This window comes from Pseudomonas oryzae (assembly GCF_900104805.1).
Lineage (GTDB): Bacteria > Pseudomonadota > Gammaproteobacteria > Pseudomonadales > Pseudomonadaceae > Geopseudomonas > Geopseudomonas oryzae.
The window spans coordinates 1,035,001-1,056,233 of sequence record NZ_LT629751.1; the positions used below are offsets into that span (position 1 = coordinate 1,035,001).

Below are 21,233 nucleotides of genomic sequence, written 5' to 3' on the forward strand. Positions count from 1 at the left end.
GTGATCCGGTGGTTCTGTATGGAAGGGCCATCGCTCAACGGATAAAAGGTACTCCGGGGATAACAGGCTGATACCGCCCAAGAGTTCATATCGACGGCGGTGTTTGGCACCTCGATGTCGGCTCATCACATCCTGGGGCTGAAGCCGGTCCCAAGGGTATGGCTGTTCGCCATTTAAAGTGGTACGCGAGCTGGGTTTAGAACGTCGTGAGACAGTTCGGTCCCTATCTGCCGTGGACGTTTGAGATTTGAGAGGGGCTGACCTTAGTACGAGAGGACCGGGTTGGACGAACCTCTGGTGTTCCGGTTGTCACGCCAGTGGCATTGCCGGGTAGCTATGTTCGGAAAAGATAACCGCTGAAAGCATCTAAGCGGGAAACTTGCCTCAAGATGAGATCTCACTGGAGCCTTGAGCTCCCTGAAGGGCCGTCGAAGACTACGACGTTGATAGGCTGGGTGTGTAAGCGTTGTGAGGCGTTGAGCTAACCAGTACTAATTGCCCGTGAGGCTTGACCATATAACACCCAAACAATCTGATTGTTTGCGTGAGACAGGCCGAAAGCTTGCAGAACCGCAAGACAGATACCGAATACGACTATCACGTACCCGATTCGGGGTAGCGCCACGGCGATGCCCCAACCGAATTGCTTGACGACCATAGAGCGTTGGAACCACCTGATCCCATCCCGAACTCAGCAGTGAAACGACGCATCGCCGATGGTAGTGTGGGGCTTCCCCATGTGAGAGTAGGTCATCGTCAAGCACCTATACAGAGACCCCGATCAGCTCATGCTGGTCGGGGTTTCGTCTTTTCAGGTCTGAAAAGCTCTGCCATGCGGGATGCAGCCACCAGCTCCTTACTTCCCCGAGACTGGCAATGCTCGCAGGTGTTGGCTCAGATCACCCACCAGATCCAGCCGATACTCCCGCGCCGTGAAGCACCACTCCCCATCGATACGCGCGAAGCAGTCGAGGTAGCGGCCGCTGGCGATGGCCTGCAGCGGCAGCTGCTCGGTAGCCTGGAGCACCGTGTAGCAGGAGCGGGCCTCGGCGGTGCCGGCCGCCTCGTCGATCTCGACGATGGGGTTGGAGATCAGGTGACGGGTGCGCGGGGTGCCGCAGGGGTAGAGGACGATGATCCGCCGCCACAGGGCGAGCAGGCCGGCGTGGTCCAGGGTGCCGTTGCCGCCGGCTTCGATGCGCGCGTGGTGGAACAGTGCGGCGGCCTCCGCGAGCTGCCCTGCGTCGATGGCTTCGGCGTAGCGGTAGAGCAGGTTGTGGATGGCGCGGGTCGCGTCGTTCATGGGCAGTCCTCTTGGGCAGGGCAAGCGCTCCCGCTCCGTAGGGGCGAATTTATTCGCCAAAACACGCCGGCAAGGCGAATGAATTCGCCCCTACAGCCATGCATGCGATTGATGAGGCCGCTGCGGGAGGCCCCGCAGCGGCCGCAGGCTCACACCGCGCAGCCGGCGCGCAGGCCCGAGGCCATGGCGCCCTCGATGTAGCCCAGCTCGTGGCAGTCGCCCAGGCGGGTGACGGCGAAGCCGCTGGCTTCCAGCGTGCGCGCCAGGCTGTCGTCCGGCTCGGCGCCGGTGGCCAGCACCACCGAGTCGGCGGCGATTTCCGCGCTGGTGCCGTCGGCGTTGCGGTAGGCGACCTTACTGCGGCCGATGGACTGGACCTCGACGGCGGTGAGCAGCTGTGCCTGGTGCTCCTGCAGGCCGTGCAGCACCCGCCAGCGGCGCACGATGGCCAGCTCGCGGCCGAGGCTCGGGCCGCTCTCCAGCACGCACACCTCGCGGCCGCGCTCGATGAGGAACTCGGCCAGTTCGAGGCCGACCAGGCCGCCGCCGACGATCACCACGCGCTTGCCCAGCGGCATCCACACATGGGAGAGCTTCTGCATGGCGGAGGTCGAGTCGGTGACGCCGACCAGGCTGCCGGCCTTCATCATCGCCCGCTGGGTCAGCGACAGCTTGCGCTTGGCGATCTCCTCGGCGCGGTCGCCGGTGAGCAGGCGGCGCAGCTCGTCACCGCTCCACACGTGATCCTGCTCGGCGCCGGGAATGGCCGGCGCAGCGCGCCGTGCGCCGGTGGCGACCAGCACCGTCTCCGCGCCCAGCTCGCGCAGCAGCTGCGGGGTGGCCTCACTGTTATAGCGCACCTCGATCGGCAGGTTGCGCACCTGCTCCACCAGATGGTCGAGCAGCCGGCCGTTCTCGGCGTAGGCGAGGGCGGCGAAGAACAGGGTGCCGCCCAGGCGGTCGCTGCGCTCCAGCAGGGTGACGCGGTGGCCGCGCAGTGCGGCGACGCGCGCCGCCTCCATGCCGGCCGGTCCGCCACCGACCACCACCACGTGGCGCAGCGTGGCGGCAGGGGTGATGACCAGCTCGGCCTCGTGGCCGGTGCGCGGGTTGACCGCGCACTTGACCCGCTGGTTGATGAAGATCTGGCTGACGCACACGTAGCAGTAGATGCACGGGCGGACGTCCTGCGGGCGGCCGGCGATCAGCTTGTTGGGCAGCTCGGGGTCGGCCAGCAGCTTGCGCGCCATGGCGACGAAGTCGTACTGGCCGCGGGCGATGCCCTGGTCGCCGACCTCGGGCTCGACGCGGCCGACGGCGATCACCGGGATGTCGACTTCCTTGCGGATCGCCGCGGCCCACTCCAGGAAGCCGCCCGGCTGCTGCACCAGCGGCGCCTCGGTGAAGGCCACGCCCTCGGTGACCGCGGCGTAGGCGGATACGCTGACCGCGTCGGCGCCGGCCGCCTCGGCCATCACCGCCACCGTCTTGGCGTCCTCCAGGCTGATGCCGCCGGGGGTGCGCAGCTCGTAGGCGTCCAGGCGCAGCCACACCGGGAAGTCCTTGCCCACCCGCGCGCGTACCGCGGCGAGCACCTCCATGAGCAGGCGCGCGCGGTTCTCCAGCGGGCCGCCGTACTCGTCGTCGCGCTTGTTGAAGTAGGCGGAGAGGAAGCCGGCGATGATGTAGTTGTGCGCGGCGTGGATCTCCACGCCATCGAAACCGGCACGCTGGGCGCGCTCGGCGGCGGCGGCGAACCACTCGACCATCTGCGCGATGTCGGCCCGGTCCATCACGCGGATCTGCGCGCCGCCCTCGCGGCGCTTGCTGGAGCTGACGAAGGTGCCCAGCTCCTCGCGGGTCAGCGCCGCCATCATGTTGGTGTTCAGCGCCGGCGGGATCGACGGCACCCAGATCGGCCGGCCCTCGGCCATGTCGCGCACGGCGACCTTGCCGGCGTGCTGCAGCTGCATGGCGATCTTCGCGCCGTGCTTGTGTACCCGGCTGGCCAGGGCGGACAGGCCGGGCAGGAACTCGTCGCTGGACACGCCGACCTGGTAGGGCTCGGCGGTGCCGTGCGGGTAGGCGATCGAGCACACGCCCATGATCAACAGGCCGGCGCCGCCAGCGGCGCGCGCCTCGTAGTAGGCCTGGATGCGCTCGCCGCAGTGGCCGTCGGCCTCGGCGAAGTTGGAGCCCATCGGCGCCATGACGATGCGGTTGCGCAGTTCGAGCTGGCCGATGCGCCCGGGGGCGAGCAGGTGGTTGAAGCTGGTCATGAAAGGATCTTCCCTTGCTGGCGGATTGCCGCAGCGCGGCAACCCGCTGATTGTTCGAGCTTCGCCGAGGAGTCAGGGTAATTGCACGAAGCCGAAAAGGCTCGACATGAGCTGACTGCCGCCTGCAGGAGCGGATTCATCCGACCGCCCCGAGGTGCGGCAGCTCGGTGGCTTGCCGCGCCATGGGCGCGGTTGGCGAATGAATTCGCCCCTACGGTTTCATGCACTTGCTTCGCCGAGGAAGTCCAGGCAGGTGCGGTTGAACAGCTCGGTGTGCTCGACCTGCACCCAGTGGCCGCAGCGGTTGAGCAGCAGGCAGCGCGCCTGCGGCGCCTTGTCCAGCAGCTTGAGCGCGCCGCCGACCGGGTTGAAGCGGTCGACCGTGCCCCAGAAGGCCAACACCGGGCAGGTCAGCTCGCCGAGGCGTTCGGTCATGTTGGCCACGCGCATGCCGGCGAACAGGCTGCGTGGCTGGGTGGCTGCCACTGCAGCGCGCTCGGCGAGCAGGGTGTCGTCGAGCAGCGCCGGGTCGAACAACTGCAGGGTCATCACCTGGCGCATCTCCTCGACGCCCATCGGCCCTCTGCCGTACACCTCGACCATGCGCTGGATGCCCTCCATCTGGAAGTAGGTCTCGCGCTCCTCGAGGCCGCCCGGGGCCATCAGGATCAGCTTCTCGACGGTCTGCGGATGGGCCAGCGCCTGGCCGAGGGCGATGGCGCCGCCCAGCGAGTTGCCGACCAGGGTGCAGCGCTGGATGCCGACGGTCGCGAGGAAGGCGTTCAGCGCGGCGACGAAGAAGTCCAGGCAGTACTCGATGTCCTCGGGCTTGTCCGAGCGGCCGAAGCCGGGCAGGTCGAGGACGATGTTGCGGTAGCCGGCGGCGGCGAATACCGGGTAGTTGGACTTGAAGTTGCTGTAGCCGCTGGCCCCCGGGCCGCTGCCGTGCAGCCAGAGCACCACCGGGCCCTGGCCCTCGTCGAGGTAGTGCAGGCGCAGGCCGTCGGGCAGGCTGGCGAAGTGGCCGAGGGGCAGCGGAAGGTCTTGTGCGGACATGCGTTATCTCCGGGTCAGGCGGTAGCGGTGGTCGCGCCGGGGGCGGCGCTGGAAGGCGAAGACTGGCCGAGCAACTGGCGGCGATAGCGCGGCAGGGCCAGGGCGAGGAACAGCGCGGCCAGCAGCAGCAGGGACATCGAGGCGGCCAGCGAGTAGCGCAGCGCCTCGCTGCCGGCGATAGGCGTGAAGTAATCACTGAGCATGCCGGTGACCAGCGGGCCGAGGCCGACGCCGAGCAGGCTCATGCCCATCACGAAGATCGAGGTGGCCTGGGCCAGGCGGCTGGCCGGGAATAGGTGGCTGATCGCGCCCAGGCAGGGGGTCGCCCACCAGGTGCCGAAGAAACCGAACGGGATGTAGAGCAGGAAGGCCGTCGGCACGCCGATACCGAAGGCGGAGAAGGCGACGCCAGCCGGCCAGAGGAAGTAGGCGAGGCCGAAGGGAATGCTGATCAGGGTGCCGAGCAGGGGCACGCCGATCTGCCAGCCGCAATCGCGGCGCGCCATGCGATCGGTGACCCAACCGCAGGCCAGGGTGCCGAGGGCCGCGCAGCTGCCGCCGACCACGCCGACCAGCAGGCCGGCCTCCTTGATCGACAGGCCGTGGGAGCGGATCAGGTAGCTCGGGCTCCAGGTGCCGATGGCGTAGCCGGCGACGGCGGCGGCCGAACCGGTCAGCACGATCCACATGAAGCCCGGGGTTTGCAGCAGCAGGCCGAGGGTCTGCAGCCAGCTCTCCTGGGCGCGGCCGGCGCCGGCCGGGGCGACCGTGTGCGGCGCGCGCACCGTGGCCCACAGCAGCAGGGCGAGCACGATGCCCGGGGCGCCGAGGACCAGGAACGCGGCGCGCCAGCCGTGGTGCTCGGCGATCCAGCCGCCCAGGCCCAGACCGAACACCGCGCCCAGACTGGAACCGAGCATCAGCACCGAGATCGCGCTGGAGCGGCGCTGCGGCGGGTAGAGGTCGGAGACCATCGCCACCGAGGGCGCGGTGCCGCCGGCCTCGCCGATGGCCACGCCGATGCGCGCCAGCACCAGGAACAGGAAGCTGCCGGCCAGGCCGCAGAGCATGGTCATCACGCTCCAGCCGATGCAGGCCATGACGATCACCGGCTTGCGGCCGATGCGGTCGGACAGCCGGCCGAGCGGGAAGCCGAACAGGGTGAAGAACAGCGCGAAGGTCAGCCCGGAGAGCAGGCCGATTTGGGTGTCGGAGATGGCGAACTCGGCCTTCACCGGCTCGATGAGGATCGCCATCAGCTGCCGGTCGATGTAGTTGAACACGTAGATGACGGTCAGCACCGCCAGGGCGTAGTGGCTACGCCAGGTGACACGCGCAGGTGAGTTCACGGGCAGGTCCTCTTGTTGTTCTTCTGCAGAAGTTGAGCGAGAGGCTCCGCTTTGCCCCCCGTCACGGGCATCGTCAAATCGGACGATGCCCCCCCGCCGCCCGCCGCCAATCATGAGTCCCGTGGTCGCTGCGGGACTTTCCCCGCCGCGATGGAACATTCGCTTGCGGGAGAACGCACATGAAGCTGGTGAACAAGGTGGCCTTCGTCACCGGAGCAGGACAGGGCATGGGGCGGGCGATGGTGCGCCGCTTCGCCGAGGAGGGCGCCGTGGTGGTGGCGGCGGACATCAACCTGGACGCCGCGCGCGCGACCATCGAGGGCCTGGCCGGGGGCAGCGCCCTGGCGCTGGCCTGCAACGTCGCCGACAGCGCCTCGGTGGCCGCGGCCATGGCTGCCGTGGTCGAGCGCTTCGGCCGTCTCGACGTGCTGGTCAACAACGCCGGTGTCGGCTCGGTCGACGCCTTCCTCGACACCCCCGACGAGCACTGGCAGCGCGTCATCGGCGTCAACCTCACCGGCGTGTTCCTGTGCAGCCGCGAGGCCGCGCGCCTGATGCACCAGAGTGGCGAGGGCGGAGTGATCGTCAACCTGTCGAGCACCGCGGCCATCTCCGGCGAGGGGCCGAGCCACTACTGCGCTTCCAAGGCCGGCGTGATGGGCCTGACCCGCAGCCTGGCCCGCGAGCTGGCGCCCAGCCGGATCCGCGTCAACACCATAGTTCCCGGCCCGACCAACACCCCGATGATGGCCGGCATCCCCGACGACTGGATGCAGAGCATGGTCAAGGCCATCCCGCTCGGCCGCATGTGCGAGCCGGCCGAGATCGCCGCCGTGGCGGCCTTCCTGGCCAGCGACGACGCCAGCTTCATCACCGGCCAGAACATCGCCGTCAACGGCGGCATGGCCTTCATCTGAGGAGGGGAGAACGATGACAGCACGTCTTGCAGGCAAGGTCGCCTTCATCACCGGCGGCAGCTCGGGGATCGGTGAGGCCACCGCCCACCGCTTCGCCGAGGAAGGCGCCACCGTGGTCATCTGCGGCCGCCGCGCCGAGCCGCTGGAAGCGGTGGTCGCCGCCATCCGCGACAAGGGCGGCAACGCCGAATGCGTGGTCGCCGACGTCAGCGACGAACAGGCCTTCGTCGCCGCCATCGAGGCGGCGGCGCAGCGCCACGGTCGCCTGGACATCATGGTCAACAACGCCATGGCCTACAGCTGGGGCGCCATCACCGGCACCGACACTGCCACCTGGCACGGCAACTTCTCCACCACCGTGGACGGCACCTTCTGGGGCACCCGCACCGCGATGCGCCTGATGCAGCAGCAGGGCGGCGGTTCCATCGTCAACCTGGCGTCGATCTGCGGTCTGTTCGGCACCGCCTGGATGGCCGGCTATTCGGCGGCCAAGGCGGCGGTGATCAACTTCAGCCGCGCCGCCGCCTCCGAAGGCGCGGCGGCCAACATCCGCTGCAACGTGGTGATCCCCGGCGTGGTCGCCACCCCGGCCACCGCCGGCATGCTGGCCGACGACAAGGGCCGCGCCAACACCGAGAAGCTGATCCCGATGCGTCGGGTCGGCGAGCCGGTGGAGCTGGCCAACGCCATCCTGTTCCTCGCCTCCGACGAAGCCTCCTACGTCACCGGCGCCTGCCTGACCGTGGACGGCGGGCGCAGCTCGGACCTTTACACCGTACTCGAATAACGCCACGCGCCTACCACCCGCGCGCGGCGGCTGGCCCGCGCGGGGCCGAATCACCCGCAGCAAGGGCACCCCAATGGACAACAACAACAGCCTCGCCGCGCGCCTGGACCGCCTCGAATCCATCGAGGAAATCCGCCAGCTGGCCGGCAAGTATTCGCTGTCGCTGGACATGCGCGACCTCGACTCCCACGTCAACCTGTTCGCCCCGGACATCCGCGTCGGCCGCGACAAGGTCGGCCGCGCCCACCTCAAGGCCTGGCTCGACGACACCCTGCGCAACCAGTTCGACGGCACCTCGCACCATCTCGGCCAGCACATCATCGAGTTCGTCGACGCCGACCACGCCACCGGCGTGGTGTACTCGAAGAACGAGCACGAGACCGGCGCCGAGTGGGTGATCATGCAGATGCTCTACTGGGACGACTACCAGCGCATCGACGGGCGCTGGTACTTCCGCCGCCGTCTGCCCTGCTACTGGTACGCCACCGACCTCAACAAGCCGCCGATCGGCCAGCGCAAGATGCGCTGGCCCGGCCGCGAGCCCTACCACGGCACCTTCCACGACCTGTTCCCCTCCTGGACCGAGTTCTGGGCCGCGCGCCCGTACAAGGAAACCCTGCCCGAGGTCGCCGAGCCGGCGCCGCTGGAAGGTTTCCTCGCCACCCTGCGCCGCGGTGCCGGCGCGCCGAAGATCCGCGTGCGCTGAGGAGATGGCCATGAATCCGCTGTTCCAACCCGTTCGCCTCGGCGACATCGAACTGGCCAACCGCGTGGTGATGGCGCCGATGACGCGCAGCCGCGCCGCCGAAGACGGCATGCCGACCCTCGACATGGTCGAGTACTACGCCCAGCGCGCCAGCGCCGGGCTGATCGTCGCCGAAGGCACCGCGCCTTCGGCCGCCGGCCTCGGCTACTGCCGCACCCCGGGCATCTACAGCGCCGCGCAGATCGCCGCCTGGCGCGGCGTAACCGCGGCGGTGCACGCCGCCGGCGGGCGCATCGTCCTGCAGCTGATGCACGTCGGCCGGGTCGCCAGCCACCACAACAAGCCGGCCGGCGCGCCGACCGTGGCGCCCTCGGCGCTGCGCGCGCGCACCCAGCTGTTCAGCGACGCCGCCGGCATGGTCGACACCGACCAGCCTGAGGAACTCAGCACCGCACAGGTCCGCGAAGTGATCGAAGAGTTCGCCCAGGCCGCGCGCAACGCCCGCGCCGCCGGCTTCGACGGCGTCGAGCTGCACTGCACCAGCGGCTACCTGCCGATGCAATTCATGGCCGACGGCAGCAACCGCCGCAGTGACGAATACGGCGGCAGCCTGGAAAACCGCGTGCGCTTCCCCGCCGAGGTGCTCGCCGCCATGGCCGAGGCCATCGGCCCCGGCCGGGTCGGCCTGCGCATCTGCCCGGGTAACCCCTACAACGACACCGAGGACAGCGATCCGGCCGCCACCGCCGCAGCGCTGCTGGATGCCATCGCCCCGCTGGGCCTGGCCTACCTGCACGTGATGCGCGCGCAGGTGCCGGGCCTGGACGCCTTCGCCCTGGCCCGCCAGCACTTCCCCGGCGCGCTGATCCTCAACGACGGCTTCGACGGCCACAGCGCGCGCCAGGCCATCGAGGCCGGGCAGGGCGAGGCGGTGTCCTTCGCCCGCCACTACATCGGCAACCCGGACCTGGCCGAGCGCCTGCGCGTCAACGCGCCGCTGGCTGGCTTCGACCGCAGCTCGCTGTACACCGCAGGGCCGCGCGGCTACCTCGACTACCCGCGCTGGCCGGTGCCGGCGCAGTGAGCGCGACTACAGGGGAATGACATGAACGATCGCATTGATGCGCAGACCGTGGCCGCGCTGGACGCCGCCCCGGTGCCCCGCGAGGTCACCCAGGCGCGCCTCGACCGCCGCGCGGCGGCCAGCGCGCTGGTCAAGCCGCGCGACCTCTACACCATCGCCGACCGCCTCGAGCAGCAGGCGCAGCGCCATGTCGCGCGGCCCCTGCTGATCTACGGCGGCGAACGCTACAGCTACGCCGAGGTGGACGCGCGCGCCAACCAGGTGGCGCACGCCGCTCTGGCCCGCGGCCTCAAGGCCGGCGACGTGTGCGCGCTGGCCCTGGAGAACCGCCCGGAGTTCTTCTTCGCCTGGTTCGGCCTGGTCAAGCTCGGCGTGGTGGTGGCGCCGCTCAACACCCACGTCAGCGGCAAGCCGCTGGCCCACGCCCTGGAAACCACCGGCGCGCGCGCCGTGCTGGCCGGCGAGGAATGCCTGGCCAACTTCGCCGCCACCGACGGCCTGCCGGGCGTGCCGCTGTGGCTGGTGCCGGACGCCGAGAAGCCGGCGGCAGCCGAGCTGCGCGCGCTGGCCGACGCCGGCTTCGCCGCCGAGGTGGCGGCTGCCTCGCGCCAGGCGCCGCCGCGCGAGCTGCGCGCAGGCATCGCCGCCGAGACGCCGAGCCTGCTGATCTTCACCTCCGGCACCACCGGCCTGCCCAAGGCGGCGCGCTACAGCCACATGCGCTGGATGAGCTCCGGCGACGTGATGGTGGAGACCCTCGAGGCCACTCCGGACGACGTGTTCTATTGCTGCCTGCCGCTCTATCACGGCGCGGCCGCCACCTCGGTGACCTCCACCGCGCTCAAGGCCGGCGCCGCCATCGTGGTGCGCCGACGTTTCAGCGTGCGCGAGTTCTGGAACGACGTGCGCAACAACGGCATCACCGTGCTGCAGTACATCGGCGAGATCTGCCGCTACCTGCTCAACCTGCCGGAGGATCCGCGCGACCGCGAGCACAGCCTGCGCGCCATGCTCGGCGCCGGCCTGTCGCCGGAGTCCTGGCAGCGCTGGGTCGAGCGTTTCGGCCCGGTGCAGGTCTTCGAGGGCTGGGGTTCCACCGAGGCCAACACCAACCTGATCAACGTCGACAACCGCATCGGCTCCTGCGGCCGTGTGCCCTACTGGGAGAAGACCAACTTCCGCCTGGTGCGCTTCGACGTGGAGAGCGAGTCGCACCCGCGCGACGCCAACGGCTTCTACCTGCTGTGCCAGCCGGGCGAAGTGGGCGAGGCCATCGGCTACATCGTCGACCACCCGGACATCGGCGGCGGCCGCTTCGAGGGCTACACCTCGGCCGAGGCCACCGAGAAGAAGATCCTCCGCGACGTGTTCCAGAAGGGCGACGCCTACTGGAGTTCGGGCGACCTGCTGCGCTACGACGAGGAAGGCTACTTCTACTTCGTCGACCGCATCGGCGACACCTTCCGCTGGAAGAGCGAGAACGTCTCGACCCTGGAGGTGGCCGACGCCCTGGCCGACTACCCGGGCCTCGAGCTGATCAACATCTACGGCGTGCAGGTGCCGGGCCAGGAGGGCCGCGCCGGCATGGCCGCGGTGCTGATGCAGGACGGCCAGGCGTTCGACCCGCACAGCTTCTACGCGCTGACCGAGCAGCGTCTGCCGCGCTACGCCGCGCCGGTGTTCGTGCGCGTGTCGCCCGCCGCCGACCTGACCAGCACCTTCAAGCTGCGCAAGGTCGACCTGCAGCGCCAGGGCTACGATCCGGCGAATTTCGCCGATCCGCTGTACGTGCGCGACGACGCGGCCGGCACCTACCGACCGTACTCGGCCGAGGCGCTGGCGGCCATCGGCCTGGCGCCGTTCGGTGCCGCCCATGGCTGACCTCGACCACAACGGCCACGAGCTGAAGGCCGGCCTGCGCTTCCCCTGGGTGGCGCCGCCGGCCAACGGCGAGACCCTGGAGGTGGCGCCCGGCGTGCTCTGGCTGCGCATGCCGCTGCCGTTCGGCCTCGACCACATCAACCTCTACCTGCTGCGCCACGACGACGGCTGGGTGGCGGTGGACAGCGGCCTGTGCACCGAGCAGAGCCGCGCGGTGTGGGAGACGGTGCTGGCCGGCGTGCTGGAGGGCCGGCCGCTGCTGGCGCTGATCTGCACCCACTTCCACTACGACCACAGCGGCCTGCTCGGCTGGCTGGCCGAGCGCTTCCACTGCCCGGTGTACATGACCCACGCCGAGTACCAGGCGATCCACGTCGCGCCGCCGCGCAGCGACGAGCCGGACTGGGCCTTCCACCAGTTCTACCGCCAGGCCGGGCTGAGCGAGGAGGATTCGGCGGCCTTCCTGCCGATGATCCGCCAGGAGCACTTCCGGCCGACGCCGCCGGCGGCCTTCCACCGCCTGCGCGAGGGCAGGGTGCTGGCCATCGGCGGGCGGCGCTGGCAGGTGGTGGTCGGCCGCGGCCATTCGCCCGAGCACGCCTGCCTGTACTGCGCCGAGGACGGCCTGCTGATCTCCGGCGACCAGGTGCTGCCGCGCATCACCCCGACGGTCGGCGTCGCGGTCGACGAGCCGGATGGCGACCCGCTGCGCGACTGGCTGGCGTCCATCGAGCGGCTCGGCGAGTTGCCCGACAGCGTGCTGGTGCTGCCGGCCCACGAGCGGCCGTTCCACGGCCTGCACACGCGCCTCGGGCAGTTGCGCGAGCACCACCGCCGGCATCTCGACCTGGTGCTGGAACGCTGCGCGCAGCCGTGCACGGCGGCCGAGCTGATGGTCGAGCTGTTCCCGCGGCTGAAGAGCCGCTTCGACGAGCTGATGGCCATCGGCGAGACCCTGGCCCACGCCAACTACCTGATCGCCGAGGGATTGCTGGTGCGCGAGGAGCTGGCGGGCGTGCACCGCTACCGCCGCGCCCGCGCCGAAGAGACGGTCGGCGAGCGTTCTAGTCCTTTTTGACGACGAGTTCGGTCGAGCGAAGTCTGGAAACTCGACTCGGCCGGTTGGCCTCAATTAGGAGAGAAGCAGCATGCACAATAAGAAAAATCCACGTTGCACCACTCTGGTTGCCCAGAGTTTCCCGCTCTTGGGCCTGGCCACCGCGGTGGCCTTGGCCAGCTCGATGGCCCAGGCCGGCGAGACCATCGAGTTCGACAACGGAGCCACCCTCGACTGGACCCTCACCACCAGCTACGGCATCGGCATGCGCACCGAGTCGCCCGATAGTGCGCTGATCGACGGCCCGCTGACCCTCAACATGGACGACGGCAACCGCAACTTCGATCGCGGCAGCCTGGTCACCCACCGCGTCGGCGCCCTCGCCGAACTGATCCTGCGCAAGGACGATTACGGCGCGGTGCTGCGCGCCAGCACCTTCTACGACGACGTCTACCACAACGCCAACGACAACGACGCGCCCGGCCGGGTCAACAAGTTCGGCGAGCACGACGAATTCACCAGCGACGCCAAGTACTACAGCGGCGGGCGCAGCCGCATCCTCGACGCCTACGTGTTCGGCGGCTGGCGCACCGACGATGGCCAGAGCATCGACGTCAAGGGTGGCCGCCACGTGGTGTCCTGGGGCGAGAGCCTGATCTATCCGGGCGTTTCCGGCGCCCAGTCGCCGGTCGACGTGGTCAAGGCCTCGCTGCCGGGCATCGAGACCAAGGAAGTGCTGCTGCCGGTCGGCCAGGTGTCCGGCCAGTGGAGCCTCAACGAGTCGCTCAGCTTCGGCGGCTACGTGCAGTACGAGTGGAAGGGCAACGAGCTGGCGCCGGTCGGCAGCTACCTGTCCACCAGCGACGTCACCGGCCCGGGCCGCGAGCTGCTGCGCGCCGGCTTCTTCAATCTGCCGTACCTCGACACCAACGAGCCGCGCGACAGCGGCCAGTGGGGTCTGCAGGTGCGCTACCGGCCGGCCCCGGATCTGGAGCTGTCGCTGTTCCGCATCAACTACCACGACCGCAACCCGTCCGGCATCGACATCAGCTTCCCGCCGGCCGGTCCGCTGGGCTACAAGGTCAACTACTTCGAGGACATCCACCTCACCGGCCTGAGCTTCTCCACCAAGATCGGCGACACCCAGGTCGGCGGCGAGTGGTCGTATCGCGACGGCGCGCCGGTGCAGGTGCTAACCGCCGGCGGCCCCAAGCCGACCAAGGGCCAGGGCCAGCAGATGCAGCTGTCGTTCATGCGCATCCTCGGCGACCGCCCGTGGGCCAGCCAGACCACCTTCATGGGCGAGGTGGTGCACGTGCGGGTCGACGACGTGGACGAGCTCAACGGCGCCGACGACTACAGCTTCAAGACCGCCTCGGCGTGGAAGAGCAAGACCGCCACCGCCTACTCGCTGGTCGGCGTGTTCAACTACCCGGGCGTGTTCACCGGCTGGGACCTGGACGTGCCGGTGCGCTTCTCCCACGTCGTGGAAGGCGCCACGCCGATGTCCGGCACCATCTCCGGCGCCCAGGGCGACCGTCGCCTGACCGTCGGCACCACCTTCAAGTACATGGGCAACCTGGAAGTGGCGCTGGCCTACAACGCCTTCCTCGGCGAGGCCGACCCGATCAGACGCCAGCTGGCCGACCGGGACTATGCCACGCTGTCCGCCAAGTACTCGTTCTGACCCGGCTGCGCCGGGCGGCGTCTGCTGCCCGGCCTGTCCGAGCAGGGCAATGGCATCAATCCGGTCGATCCGTTGTAGGGGCGAATTCATTCGCCATGGGCCGCAACGCGGCCCCGGAGGTTGCCAAGGGCAGGCCGCTGGCCTGCTTGGCGAATGAATTCGCCCCTACAGGGCCCGGTCTAGTCGATTCGAACGATTCGCGCCGGGGGCGACTGCGGCATAGTGGCGGCAGTCGCGCCCCGCACCAGTGGAGACAACCATGGGACTCAAAGGCAACGCCGCCATCGTCGGGGCGGCCCAGTACAAACCGGAGAAGTACGCCACCGCGCCGCGCATGTTCCATCTGGAACAGGTGGCCGATCTGGCCGCGCGCGCCCTGGCCGACGCCGGCCTGCAAGCCTCGGATCTCGACGGCCTGGTGATCAACGGCCCGCAGTTCCACGAAGCCTCGGTGTTCGTCCCGGCGATGGCCGCCGAATACCTGGGCATGAAGCTCAACTTCGCCGAAGTGGTCGACCTCGGCGGCTGCACCTCGGTGGGCATGGTCTGGCGCGCCGCCGCCGCCATCGAACTGGGCCTGTGCCAGGCGGTGCTCTGCGTGCTGCCGGCGCGCATGGCCCCCTTCGGCCCCGACGAGGACCCGAGCTGGATGGCCCGCGCCATGCGCTTCGGCGGCCACAGCACGGCCTTCGGCGCGCCCGAGGCGGAGTTCGACCTGCCCTACGGGCACATGGGCCAGAACACCGGTTACGCGATGATCGCCCAGCGCTACGCCGCGCAGTACGGCTACGACGCCGAGGCGATGGCGAAGATCGCCGTCGATCAGCGCTTCAACGCCCAGTTCAACCCCGAGGCCATGTTCTACGGCCAGCCGCTGACGGTCGAGCAGGTGCTGGCCAGCAAGATGGTCGCCGACCCGCTGCACGTGCTGGAGATCGTCATGCCGGTGGCCGGCGGCGCGGCGCTGATCGTCGCCTCCAAGGAGGTCGCCGCCCGCGCGCGCAACCGCGGCGCGGTGGTCACCGGCTTCGGCGAACACCTGGAATTCAAGTCGCCGTCCTACGCCGACGACATGACCCGCACCCCGGTCGGCCCGGCCTCGGACCGCGCCTTCGCCATGGCCGGCTTGAAGCCCGCCGACATGCACGCGGCGCAGATCTACGACTGCTACACCATCACCGTGCTGCTGACCCTCGAGGACGCCGGCTTCGCGCCCAAGGGCGAGGGCCTGCGCTTCGTCCGCGAGCACGACCTGACCTGGCGCGGCGATTTCCCGATGAACACCCACGGCGGCCAGCTCAGCTTCGGCCAGGCCGGCTCGGCCGGCGGCATGTCGCAGGTCATCGAGGCCTTCCACCAGATCGCCGGCCGCGCCGGCGACCGCCAGCTCGCCCGTTGCGACAACGTCTACGTCTCCGGTACCGGCGGCGTGATGAGCGAGCAGGGCGCACTGATTCTCCAGGGAGCATGAGCGAGATGTCGACCAACAAACCGATGCCCGTGCCGACGGAAATCTCGGCGCCGTTCTGGGCTGGCCTCAAGGAGCAGCGCCTGACCATCCCGCAGTGCCAGGCCTGCGGCCACTGGATCTTCTATCCGCGCCGCCACTGCGACCGCTGCTACTCCCACGACCTCAAGTGGCAGGAGGTCTCCGGCGCCGGCACGCTGTACAGCTTCACCGTGGCGCGCATCCCGACCCTGCCGGACTTCGCCGACGAGGCGCCGCAGAAGCTCGCCGTGGTCGAGCTGGACGAGGGCGTGCGGATCAACACCACCCTGGTCGGCCTCGAAGAGGGCGAGATCAAGGTCGGCATGCGCCTCAAGCCGGTGTTCGACACCGTCGACGCCGAAGGCAGAACCCTGCTGCGCTTCACCGGCATCGACAAGGACGTGGCTCCGCGCCGCTTCGACGAGCCTGAGGCAGTCGAGCAGGTCGAGGAACAGACGCCGCGCCGGCAGATCCGCGTCGACGACGCCGAAGCCCTGCACGCGCTGGTCAGCGAGCAGTTCACGGAGTGGAGCAACCAGATCGTCGTCGACCAGGCACTGATCGACGAGTTCGCCCGGCTGTCCGGCGACGACTACTGGATCCACACCGACCCGGAACGCGCCCGCAAGCAGGGCCCGTTCGGCGGCACCATCGCCCACGGCGCGCTGGTCCAGGTGCTGATGTCGCGCCTCAAGGTGCCGTTCGCGCACGAGATCGTCGGCTTCACCAACATGGTCAACTACGGCTCCGACCGCCTGCGCTTCCCCAGCCCGGTGCCGGCCGGCTCGCGCATCCACGCCCGCGGCCGGGTCAAGGCCGTGGAGATCGGCAAGCGCGGCACCCAGCTGACCCTGGAGCTGAACATCCACGTGGTCGGCAGCGAGCGCCCGGCGGTGATCAACGATCTGGTCGTGCTGTACATGTAAGTGCAAGGCCCCTGCGAAGCGTCACCCTTTCCCGCCCAGCGCATGCGCTGGGCGGTTTTTTTCGTGGGCGCCTTGCGGCCGCCGTCTAGGCGGCGCTCGCCGCACTGTTCTGCTCGTGGATGCGCAGCACTTCCTCGAGTTCGGCCTGCACGGTGCGATCCGTGCAGTCGGGCAGGCTTTCGCGCAGCTTGCGGATCACCCAGCGCTGGCCGCGATCGATGAACGCCATGCGCTCGTGCAGGTCGGCGATGGCCATCGCCTTGGCGTAGAAGTCGCCGGTCTGCCGGTTGGGCTGCACGCCCAGATGCTGCAGGCAGGTCAGCAGGCGGCGGCAGCTCTCGCCCTCGCCGGCCAGGATCTGCTCGAGCAGCGGGCGTAGGGCCGGATCCCGGCATTCGCGCATGCTCGCCGAGGCCACCTGGACGCCGGCGCGTTCGGCGCTGAGCAGGGTCTGCAGCAGTTCATCGAGCGGTGTGGACATGATCGCAACTCCTGTAGGGACGGTCACCGGTTCGGCATTTCGCGCCTGGCCGCTGCCAGGCAGTTCCAGTCTGACGCTGGGCGATCATGCTGGCTAATGAATACGGATGCTCGCTGAGTGCAATTTTATTGAATCATCGGTCGCGCCCGGCGCTGGTCGTTCGCCACGCAAGGGGGCTCGGCAAGGGCGGACGCGGTTCTGACATGCAGTGAAATTTCAACTGACTGATAATGCTCGCTGAGAAGTGCAGTATTTTTGATATTTCAGCGAGCGGCGTGCAGCATTGGCGGTCGCCCGCCCGTACCTGGCAGCCTCCACCGGACCGCGCAACATGGACATCGAACTGGCTCGCACCTTCCTCGAAATCGTCCGCTGCGGCAGCTTCATCGCTGCAGCCGAGCGCCTGCACGTCACCCAGACGGCGATCACCGCGCGGGTGCAGAACCTGGAGGGGCAGCTCAGCTGCAAGCTGTTCGTGCGCAACCGCTCCGGCGCCACGCTCACCGCCAACGGCACGGCGTTCGTCGCCTACGCCAACCAGATGGTGCAGACCTGGGAGGCCGCCCAGCGCGACCTGCCGCTGCCCGAGGGCTACCGCCAGCTGCTGCATGTGGGCGGTGAGGTCAGCCTGGGCAGTCCGCTGCTGCTGCAGTGGGTACGGCGCTTGCGCGAGCACTTTCCGCAGCACGCCATCCGCGCCGAGATCGGCGCGCCCGCGCAACTGCTGGAGCAGCTCGAGGATGGCCGCCTGGACGCGGCGCTGGTCCACAGCCCGGTGTACTGGGCTGGCCTGCAGGTCGAGCCGCTGCTGGAGGAACGGCTGATCCTGGTGCGCTCGGTGAAGAATCCCGAGCCCTACCTGTACATCGACTGGGGCGAGGATTTCCGCCGCAGCCACGACGCCGCGCTGCCCGAACATGCGCGAGCCGGACTCAGTTTCAATCTCGGCCCGCTGGCCCTGCAGTACCTGTTGGAGCAGGGCGGCACCGGCTATTTCCGCACCCGGGTGGTCCAGACCTACCTGGAGCGCGGCCTCCTCGAGCGGGTGCCTAAGGCCCCCGAGTTCAGTCATCCCGTGTACCTGGTCTACGTCCGCGAGCGCGACAGCGCCGAGCTGCAGCAGGCCTGCGCGCTGCTGCGCGAGGTGGCCGGCCAGGAGAAGGACTGGTCGCAACGCTGGGATCCGCTGATGTAGCGCATGCCCGCCTGCGCGCGGCCGCGACATGCCCCGGCCAGTCGATGGCGGTCACGAATACTTGATCGTCACCTTGTCGAGCTTCTGCCGGCCGATCTTCGCCCACGACTTGGTGTCGAACCTCAGCACCGCCACGGCGCAGGTCGGCAGGTTGACGTCCTTGTCCGCCAGGCGCAGCACCAGCTCCGACAGCAGCGGGTTGTGGCCGACCAGCATCAGCCGCTTGTGCTCGCCGCCGATCTCCTCGATCAGCTCCAGCAGCTCGTCCACCTGGCCGCTGTACAGCCGCTCGTCCTGCACGATGTGCCGGCGCTTGAAGTCGAGCTTGCGGGCGATGGCCTTCGCCGTGGCCAGCGCGCGCAAGGCCGGGCTGGACAGCAGCGCATCGACGGCGACCTCGGCCTCGGCCAGGCGCTTGCCCATCTTCACCGCATCGCGCTTGCCCTTGTCGGTCAGCGGTCGGTCCCGGTCGGTCAAGCTGACATCGTCCCAGCTCGACTGGCCGTGGCGGACGAGAAACAGCGTCTTCATGTGACGCACCTCTGCTGTATGCGATGGATTCGGCTTGAGGTTACAGCGCGCTGCTTACAAACAGATGCACGCGGCCGTGAGGAGGCGCGTCGGCTCTATCGCCCCTGTGGCCGACGCCATGTGCGGCGCTCCGCCAGGCGGCACCCCGGTGGCCGCCAGCGCATCTACGCTTCCAGAAGACGGTTCGGCACCTCTGGCAGCGGAGACGATGCGATGAGCGAAATGGCGGCCCCCGGCATCCTCGATCAGACCGAGCTCAGATGCCGGATCATCGACACCGCGCTGATGCTCGGCGTCGAGCGCGGCTGGGACGGGTTTCATCTCCATGACCTCGCGGCGCGGCTGGATATCGGCATGGCCGACATCGCCCGACACTTCGCCGGCAAGGACGCGATTGCCGAAGCCTGGTTCGAGCGTGCCGATGCCGCCTTGCTGGCCGCGCCGCAGGCGCCGGGCTGGTCGTTCCTCAGTCCTCGCCAACGCCTGCAGCGCGCGATCTTCGCCTGGTTGCAGGCGCTGGCCCCGCATCGCCAGCTGGCCGCCGAGATGCTGCGCTACAAGCTGCAGCCCGAGCATGTGCATCTCCAGGTTCAGGGCGCGCTGCGGGTCAGTCGCACCGTGCAATGGATCCGCGAGGTGGCCCTGCTGCCGGCGACCGGCTGGCGACGCGAATGCGAGGAGGCGGCGCTCACCGCCATCTACCTGGCCACCTTCGCCTGCTGGCTGCGCGACGACAGCCCCGACTCCAGCCGGACCCACGACCTGCTCGACCGGCTGCTCGCCCGCGCCGAGTGGCTGGCCGGCTGGCTCGCCGGGAGCGAGCGCGGCGCAGCGCCGGCCAGCCGCAGCGGGGCCGCGCCGAGCCGAGCCGGCAACGGGGCCGCTGGCGGCGGCTGAACGGTGGACGCGCTCGCCCACGCGCTGCTGGGCGCCACGCTGGCGCAAGCCACCCCGGCGCGCCGCAGCGCGCTGTCGCCACGGCAGCGCCTGGCGATCTGCAGCGGCGCGGCGGTCTTCCCCGATCTCGACTTCATCGGCTTCCTCGTCGATCCGCTGCGCTTTCTCGCCGATTGGCACCAGGGCCCGACCCATTCGCTGCTCCTGCTGCCGCTGTGGGCCGCGCTGATCGCCGGCGCCTTCGCCCTGGCGGGCCGGCGCAAGGCGGCGTTCCTGCCCGCCTGCGCGTTCGCCGCCGCCGGGCTTGCCTCGCACATCGCGCTCGACCTGATGACCGCCTACGGCATCGCGCTCTTCCATCCGCTCAGCCCGCGGCGGTTCTGGATCGGCAGCCTGTTCCTGGTGGACCCGCTCTTCCTGCTGATCGCCCTGGGCGCGCTGATCGCCAGCCTGAGGCGGCGCAAGCGCTGGCCGGCCATCGCCGGTCTCGCGCTGCTGATGCTCTATGCGGGCGCGCAGACGCTGCAGCAGCTGCGCGCCAGCGACATCGCGCACCAGTGGGCGCAGGCCAATGGCATAGCGCCGACGCGGGTGACGGCGCTGGCCCAGCCGCTCTCGCCCTTCCACTGGAAACTGCTCGTGGTCGATGGCGAGCGTTATCACCAGGCCCATCTGCGGCTCGGCGCTGGCGCCGCAGCGCTGCCGCTCCCGGGGCCGCTGGGCGAGCTGGCCCGGGCCTACCGGCCGTCGCAGCAACTGGTCTGGCAGCTGCGCCAGCGCTACGGCGCGGACGCGACCCTGCAGGCGCAGGTGCAGGCGCGCTGGCACGACCCGCGCTTCGCGCCCTACCGGCGCTTCGCGGTCTTCCCGGCGCTGTCGCGGATCGACCGCGGCCACGACACCTGCATCTGGTTCACCGACCTGCGCTACGACCTGCCGACCCTGCCCGAGACCTTTCGCTACGGCTTCTGCCGCAGCGGCGAGCCCCAGCCCTGGCGGCTGTATCGCCTGCGCTACTTCTCGGCCGATTCGCGGCAAGGGCTGGATTGAGCCACCGGTCCCGACCGCTGGAGCACCACAGAAGGCATGTGCAGCCTCAGAAAAACACGTCTGCAGGCACGCCAAAACGCTCGGACAGCGCGCGGATGTGGCGGACATTGAGCTGGCGCTTGCCGCCAAGGATCTCGGAAATGACCGATTGCGCGCCGACCTCGGGCAGGTCGGCCTGGGTCAGGCCGTGCTCCTGCATCAGGTAGCGCAGCACCTCCACACCACTGGCCTTGGGCAGGGGGCGGTGCGCTTCATCGTAGGCCAGCAGCATGTCGCCGATGTGCGAGGCGAGGCTGGCCAGCGGGTGATCTTCGTCGTTGCCGACGATGACCAGCAGTTCGTCCAGGGCTTCGACCCGGGCGTCGTAGTCTTCTTTGTTCGCGGGCTTGCGGAGCAGGGGAGCCACATAGCGCCAGTGCTCGCAGGCCTGTTCGATCAGTGCGGACATGGTTACTCCCTCCACTTGCCTTTGTCGTATTCAGCATGATCCAGCACGTGCTGGATGAACAGCTGCTGCGCTTGGTACTGGACGATGGTAAGCGGTGATCTGTCCGATCA

At 69.2% G+C, this 21,233-nt stretch carries 19 protein-coding genes and 2 rRNA genes (1 of these 21 running past the window's edge); 14 read left to right on the top strand and 7 right to left on the bottom strand.

The annotated features are described in order from the left end of the window. Positions 1-516 (top strand): 23S ribosomal RNA (locus tag BLT78_RS04760); it begins 2,376 nt to the left of the window's first position. A gap of 130 nt (positions 517-646) precedes the next feature. Then, positions 647-762: ribosomal RNA gene (rrf, locus tag BLT78_RS04765) — 5S ribosomal RNA — on the top strand. A 94-nt stretch (positions 763-856) separates the two neighbouring features. Here rrf and BLT78_RS04770 read toward each other — a convergent pair. The 4 genes from BLT78_RS04770 to BLT78_RS04785 all read right to left on the bottom strand — a co-directional run bounded on the left by BLT78_RS04770 (position 857) and on the right by BLT78_RS04785 (position 5,987). Beyond that, positions 857-1,303 (bottom strand): nuclear transport factor 2 family protein, encoded by a 447-nt coding sequence (locus tag BLT78_RS04770; RefSeq protein ID WP_090347870.1) that lies wholly within the window; start codon positions 1,301-1,303, stop codon positions 857-859. Positions 1,304-1,452: 149 nt separating this feature from the next. Then, the gene (locus BLT78_RS04775; RefSeq protein WP_090347871.1) at positions 1,453-3,582 is read right to left on the bottom strand and encodes an FAD-dependent oxidoreductase; all 2,130 of its coding nucleotides are present in this window, start codon (positions 3,580-3,582) and stop codon (positions 1,453-1,455) included. 219 nt (positions 3,583-3,801) lie between these two features. Continuing rightward, a complete protein-coding gene (locus BLT78_RS04780; RefSeq protein ID WP_090347872.1) occupies positions 3,802-4,638 on the bottom strand; it encodes an alpha/beta fold hydrolase in 837 nt (278 codons plus the stop codon). Positions 4,639-4,652: 14 nt separating this feature from the next. After that, the gene (locus BLT78_RS04785) at positions 4,653-5,987 is read right to left on the bottom strand and encodes a spinster family MFS transporter (RefSeq protein WP_090347873.1); all 1,335 of its coding nucleotides are present in this window, start codon (positions 5,985-5,987) and stop codon (positions 4,653-4,655) included. Between the two features lie 179 nt (positions 5,988-6,166). Between BLT78_RS04785 and BLT78_RS04790 the strand changes: the two genes are divergently transcribed. The 9 genes from BLT78_RS04790 (at position 6,167) to BLT78_RS04830 (ending at position 16,521) form a co-directional block, all read left to right on the top strand. Beyond that, entirely contained in the window at positions 6,167-6,904 is a 738-nt protein-coding gene (locus BLT78_RS04790) for an SDR family NAD(P)-dependent oxidoreductase (RefSeq protein ID WP_090347874.1), read from the top strand. Positions 6,905-6,917: 13 nt separating this feature from the next. Beyond that, positions 6,918-7,691: an SDR family NAD(P)-dependent oxidoreductase gene (locus tag BLT78_RS04795; protein WP_090347875.1), complete on the top strand. Its 774-nt coding sequence runs from the start codon at positions 6,918-6,920 to the stop codon at positions 7,689-7,691. 73 nt (positions 7,692-7,764) lie between these two features. Beyond that, on the top strand, positions 7,765-8,397 hold the full coding sequence (locus tag BLT78_RS04800) for a nuclear transport factor 2 family protein (RefSeq protein WP_090347876.1): 633 nt from the start codon (positions 7,765-7,767) through the stop codon (positions 8,395-8,397). Between the two features lie 10 nt (positions 8,398-8,407). Continuing rightward, a complete protein-coding gene (locus BLT78_RS04805; RefSeq protein ID WP_090347877.1) occupies positions 8,408-9,481 on the top strand; it encodes an alkene reductase in 1,074 nt (357 codons plus the stop codon). 21 nt (positions 9,482-9,502) lie between these two features. Beyond that, a complete protein-coding gene (locus BLT78_RS04810; protein ID WP_090347878.1) occupies positions 9,503-11,362 on the top strand; it encodes a long-chain-acyl-CoA synthetase in 1,860 nt (619 codons plus the stop codon). Next, entirely contained in the window at positions 11,355-12,440 is a 1,086-nt protein-coding gene (locus tag BLT78_RS04815) for an MBL fold metallo-hydrolase (RefSeq protein ID WP_090352141.1), read from the top strand. Before BLT78_RS04810 ends, BLT78_RS04815 begins: the two co-directional genes overlap by 8 nt. A 70-nt stretch (positions 12,441-12,510) precedes the next feature. Further along, positions 12,511-14,106, top strand: a complete 1,596-nt coding sequence (locus tag BLT78_RS04820) for a DUF1302 domain-containing protein (protein WP_090347879.1) — start codon at positions 12,511-12,513, stop codon at positions 14,104-14,106. Positions 14,107-14,365: 259 nt separating this feature from the next. Next, the gene (locus tag BLT78_RS04825; protein WP_090347880.1) at positions 14,366-15,577 is read left to right on the top strand and encodes a thiolase family protein; all 1,212 of its coding nucleotides are present in this window, start codon (positions 14,366-14,368) and stop codon (positions 15,575-15,577) included. A gap of 5 nt (positions 15,578-15,582) precedes the next feature. Then, positions 15,583-16,521, top strand: coding sequence for a bifunctional OB-fold nucleic acid binding domain-containing protein/MaoC family dehydratase (locus BLT78_RS04830; protein ID WP_090352142.1), 939 nt, complete (start codon positions 15,583-15,585; stop codon positions 16,519-16,521). Positions 16,522-16,606: 85 nt separating this feature from the next. Here BLT78_RS04830 and BLT78_RS04835 read toward each other — a convergent pair whose 3' ends face one another. Continuing rightward, the gene (locus BLT78_RS04835; RefSeq protein WP_090347881.1) at positions 16,607-17,002 is read right to left on the bottom strand and encodes a DUF892 family protein; all 396 of its coding nucleotides are present in this window, start codon (positions 17,000-17,002) and stop codon (positions 16,607-16,609) included. 331 nt (positions 17,003-17,333) lie between these two features. On the opposite strand from BLT78_RS04835, the gene BLT78_RS04840 reads away from it, so the two are divergent. Beyond that, a complete protein-coding gene (locus BLT78_RS04840) occupies positions 17,334-18,197 on the top strand; it encodes a LysR family transcriptional regulator (protein ID WP_090347882.1) in 864 nt (287 codons plus the stop codon). A 51-nt stretch (positions 18,198-18,248) separates the two neighbouring features. Here the strand turns inward: BLT78_RS04840 and BLT78_RS04845 are convergent, their stop codons facing one another. Next, the gene (locus BLT78_RS04845) at positions 18,249-18,728 is read right to left on the bottom strand and encodes a SixA phosphatase family protein (protein WP_090347883.1); all 480 of its coding nucleotides are present in this window, start codon (positions 18,726-18,728) and stop codon (positions 18,249-18,251) included. Between the two features lie 213 nt (positions 18,729-18,941). Here BLT78_RS04845 and BLT78_RS04850 point away from each other — a divergent pair, with 213 nt between their 5' ends. Continuing rightward, positions 18,942-19,625, top strand: a complete 684-nt coding sequence (locus BLT78_RS04850) for a TetR family transcriptional regulator (protein WP_197673138.1) — start codon at positions 18,942-18,944, stop codon at positions 19,623-19,625. A 3-nt stretch (positions 19,626-19,628) separates the two neighbouring features. Continuing rightward, positions 19,629-20,675, top strand: coding sequence for a metal-dependent hydrolase (locus BLT78_RS04855; protein ID WP_090347884.1), 1,047 nt, complete (start codon positions 19,629-19,631; stop codon positions 20,673-20,675). A gap of 46 nt (positions 20,676-20,721) precedes the next feature. Here the strand turns inward: BLT78_RS04855 and BLT78_RS04860 are convergent, their stop codons facing one another. Further along, positions 20,722-21,123 carry a helix-turn-helix domain-containing protein gene (locus BLT78_RS04860; protein WP_090347885.1) on the bottom strand — a complete coding sequence of 134 codons (402 nt, stop codon included), beginning with the start codon at positions 21,121-21,123 and terminating at the stop codon, positions 20,722-20,724. Positions 21,124-21,233: the final 110 nt, after the last annotated feature.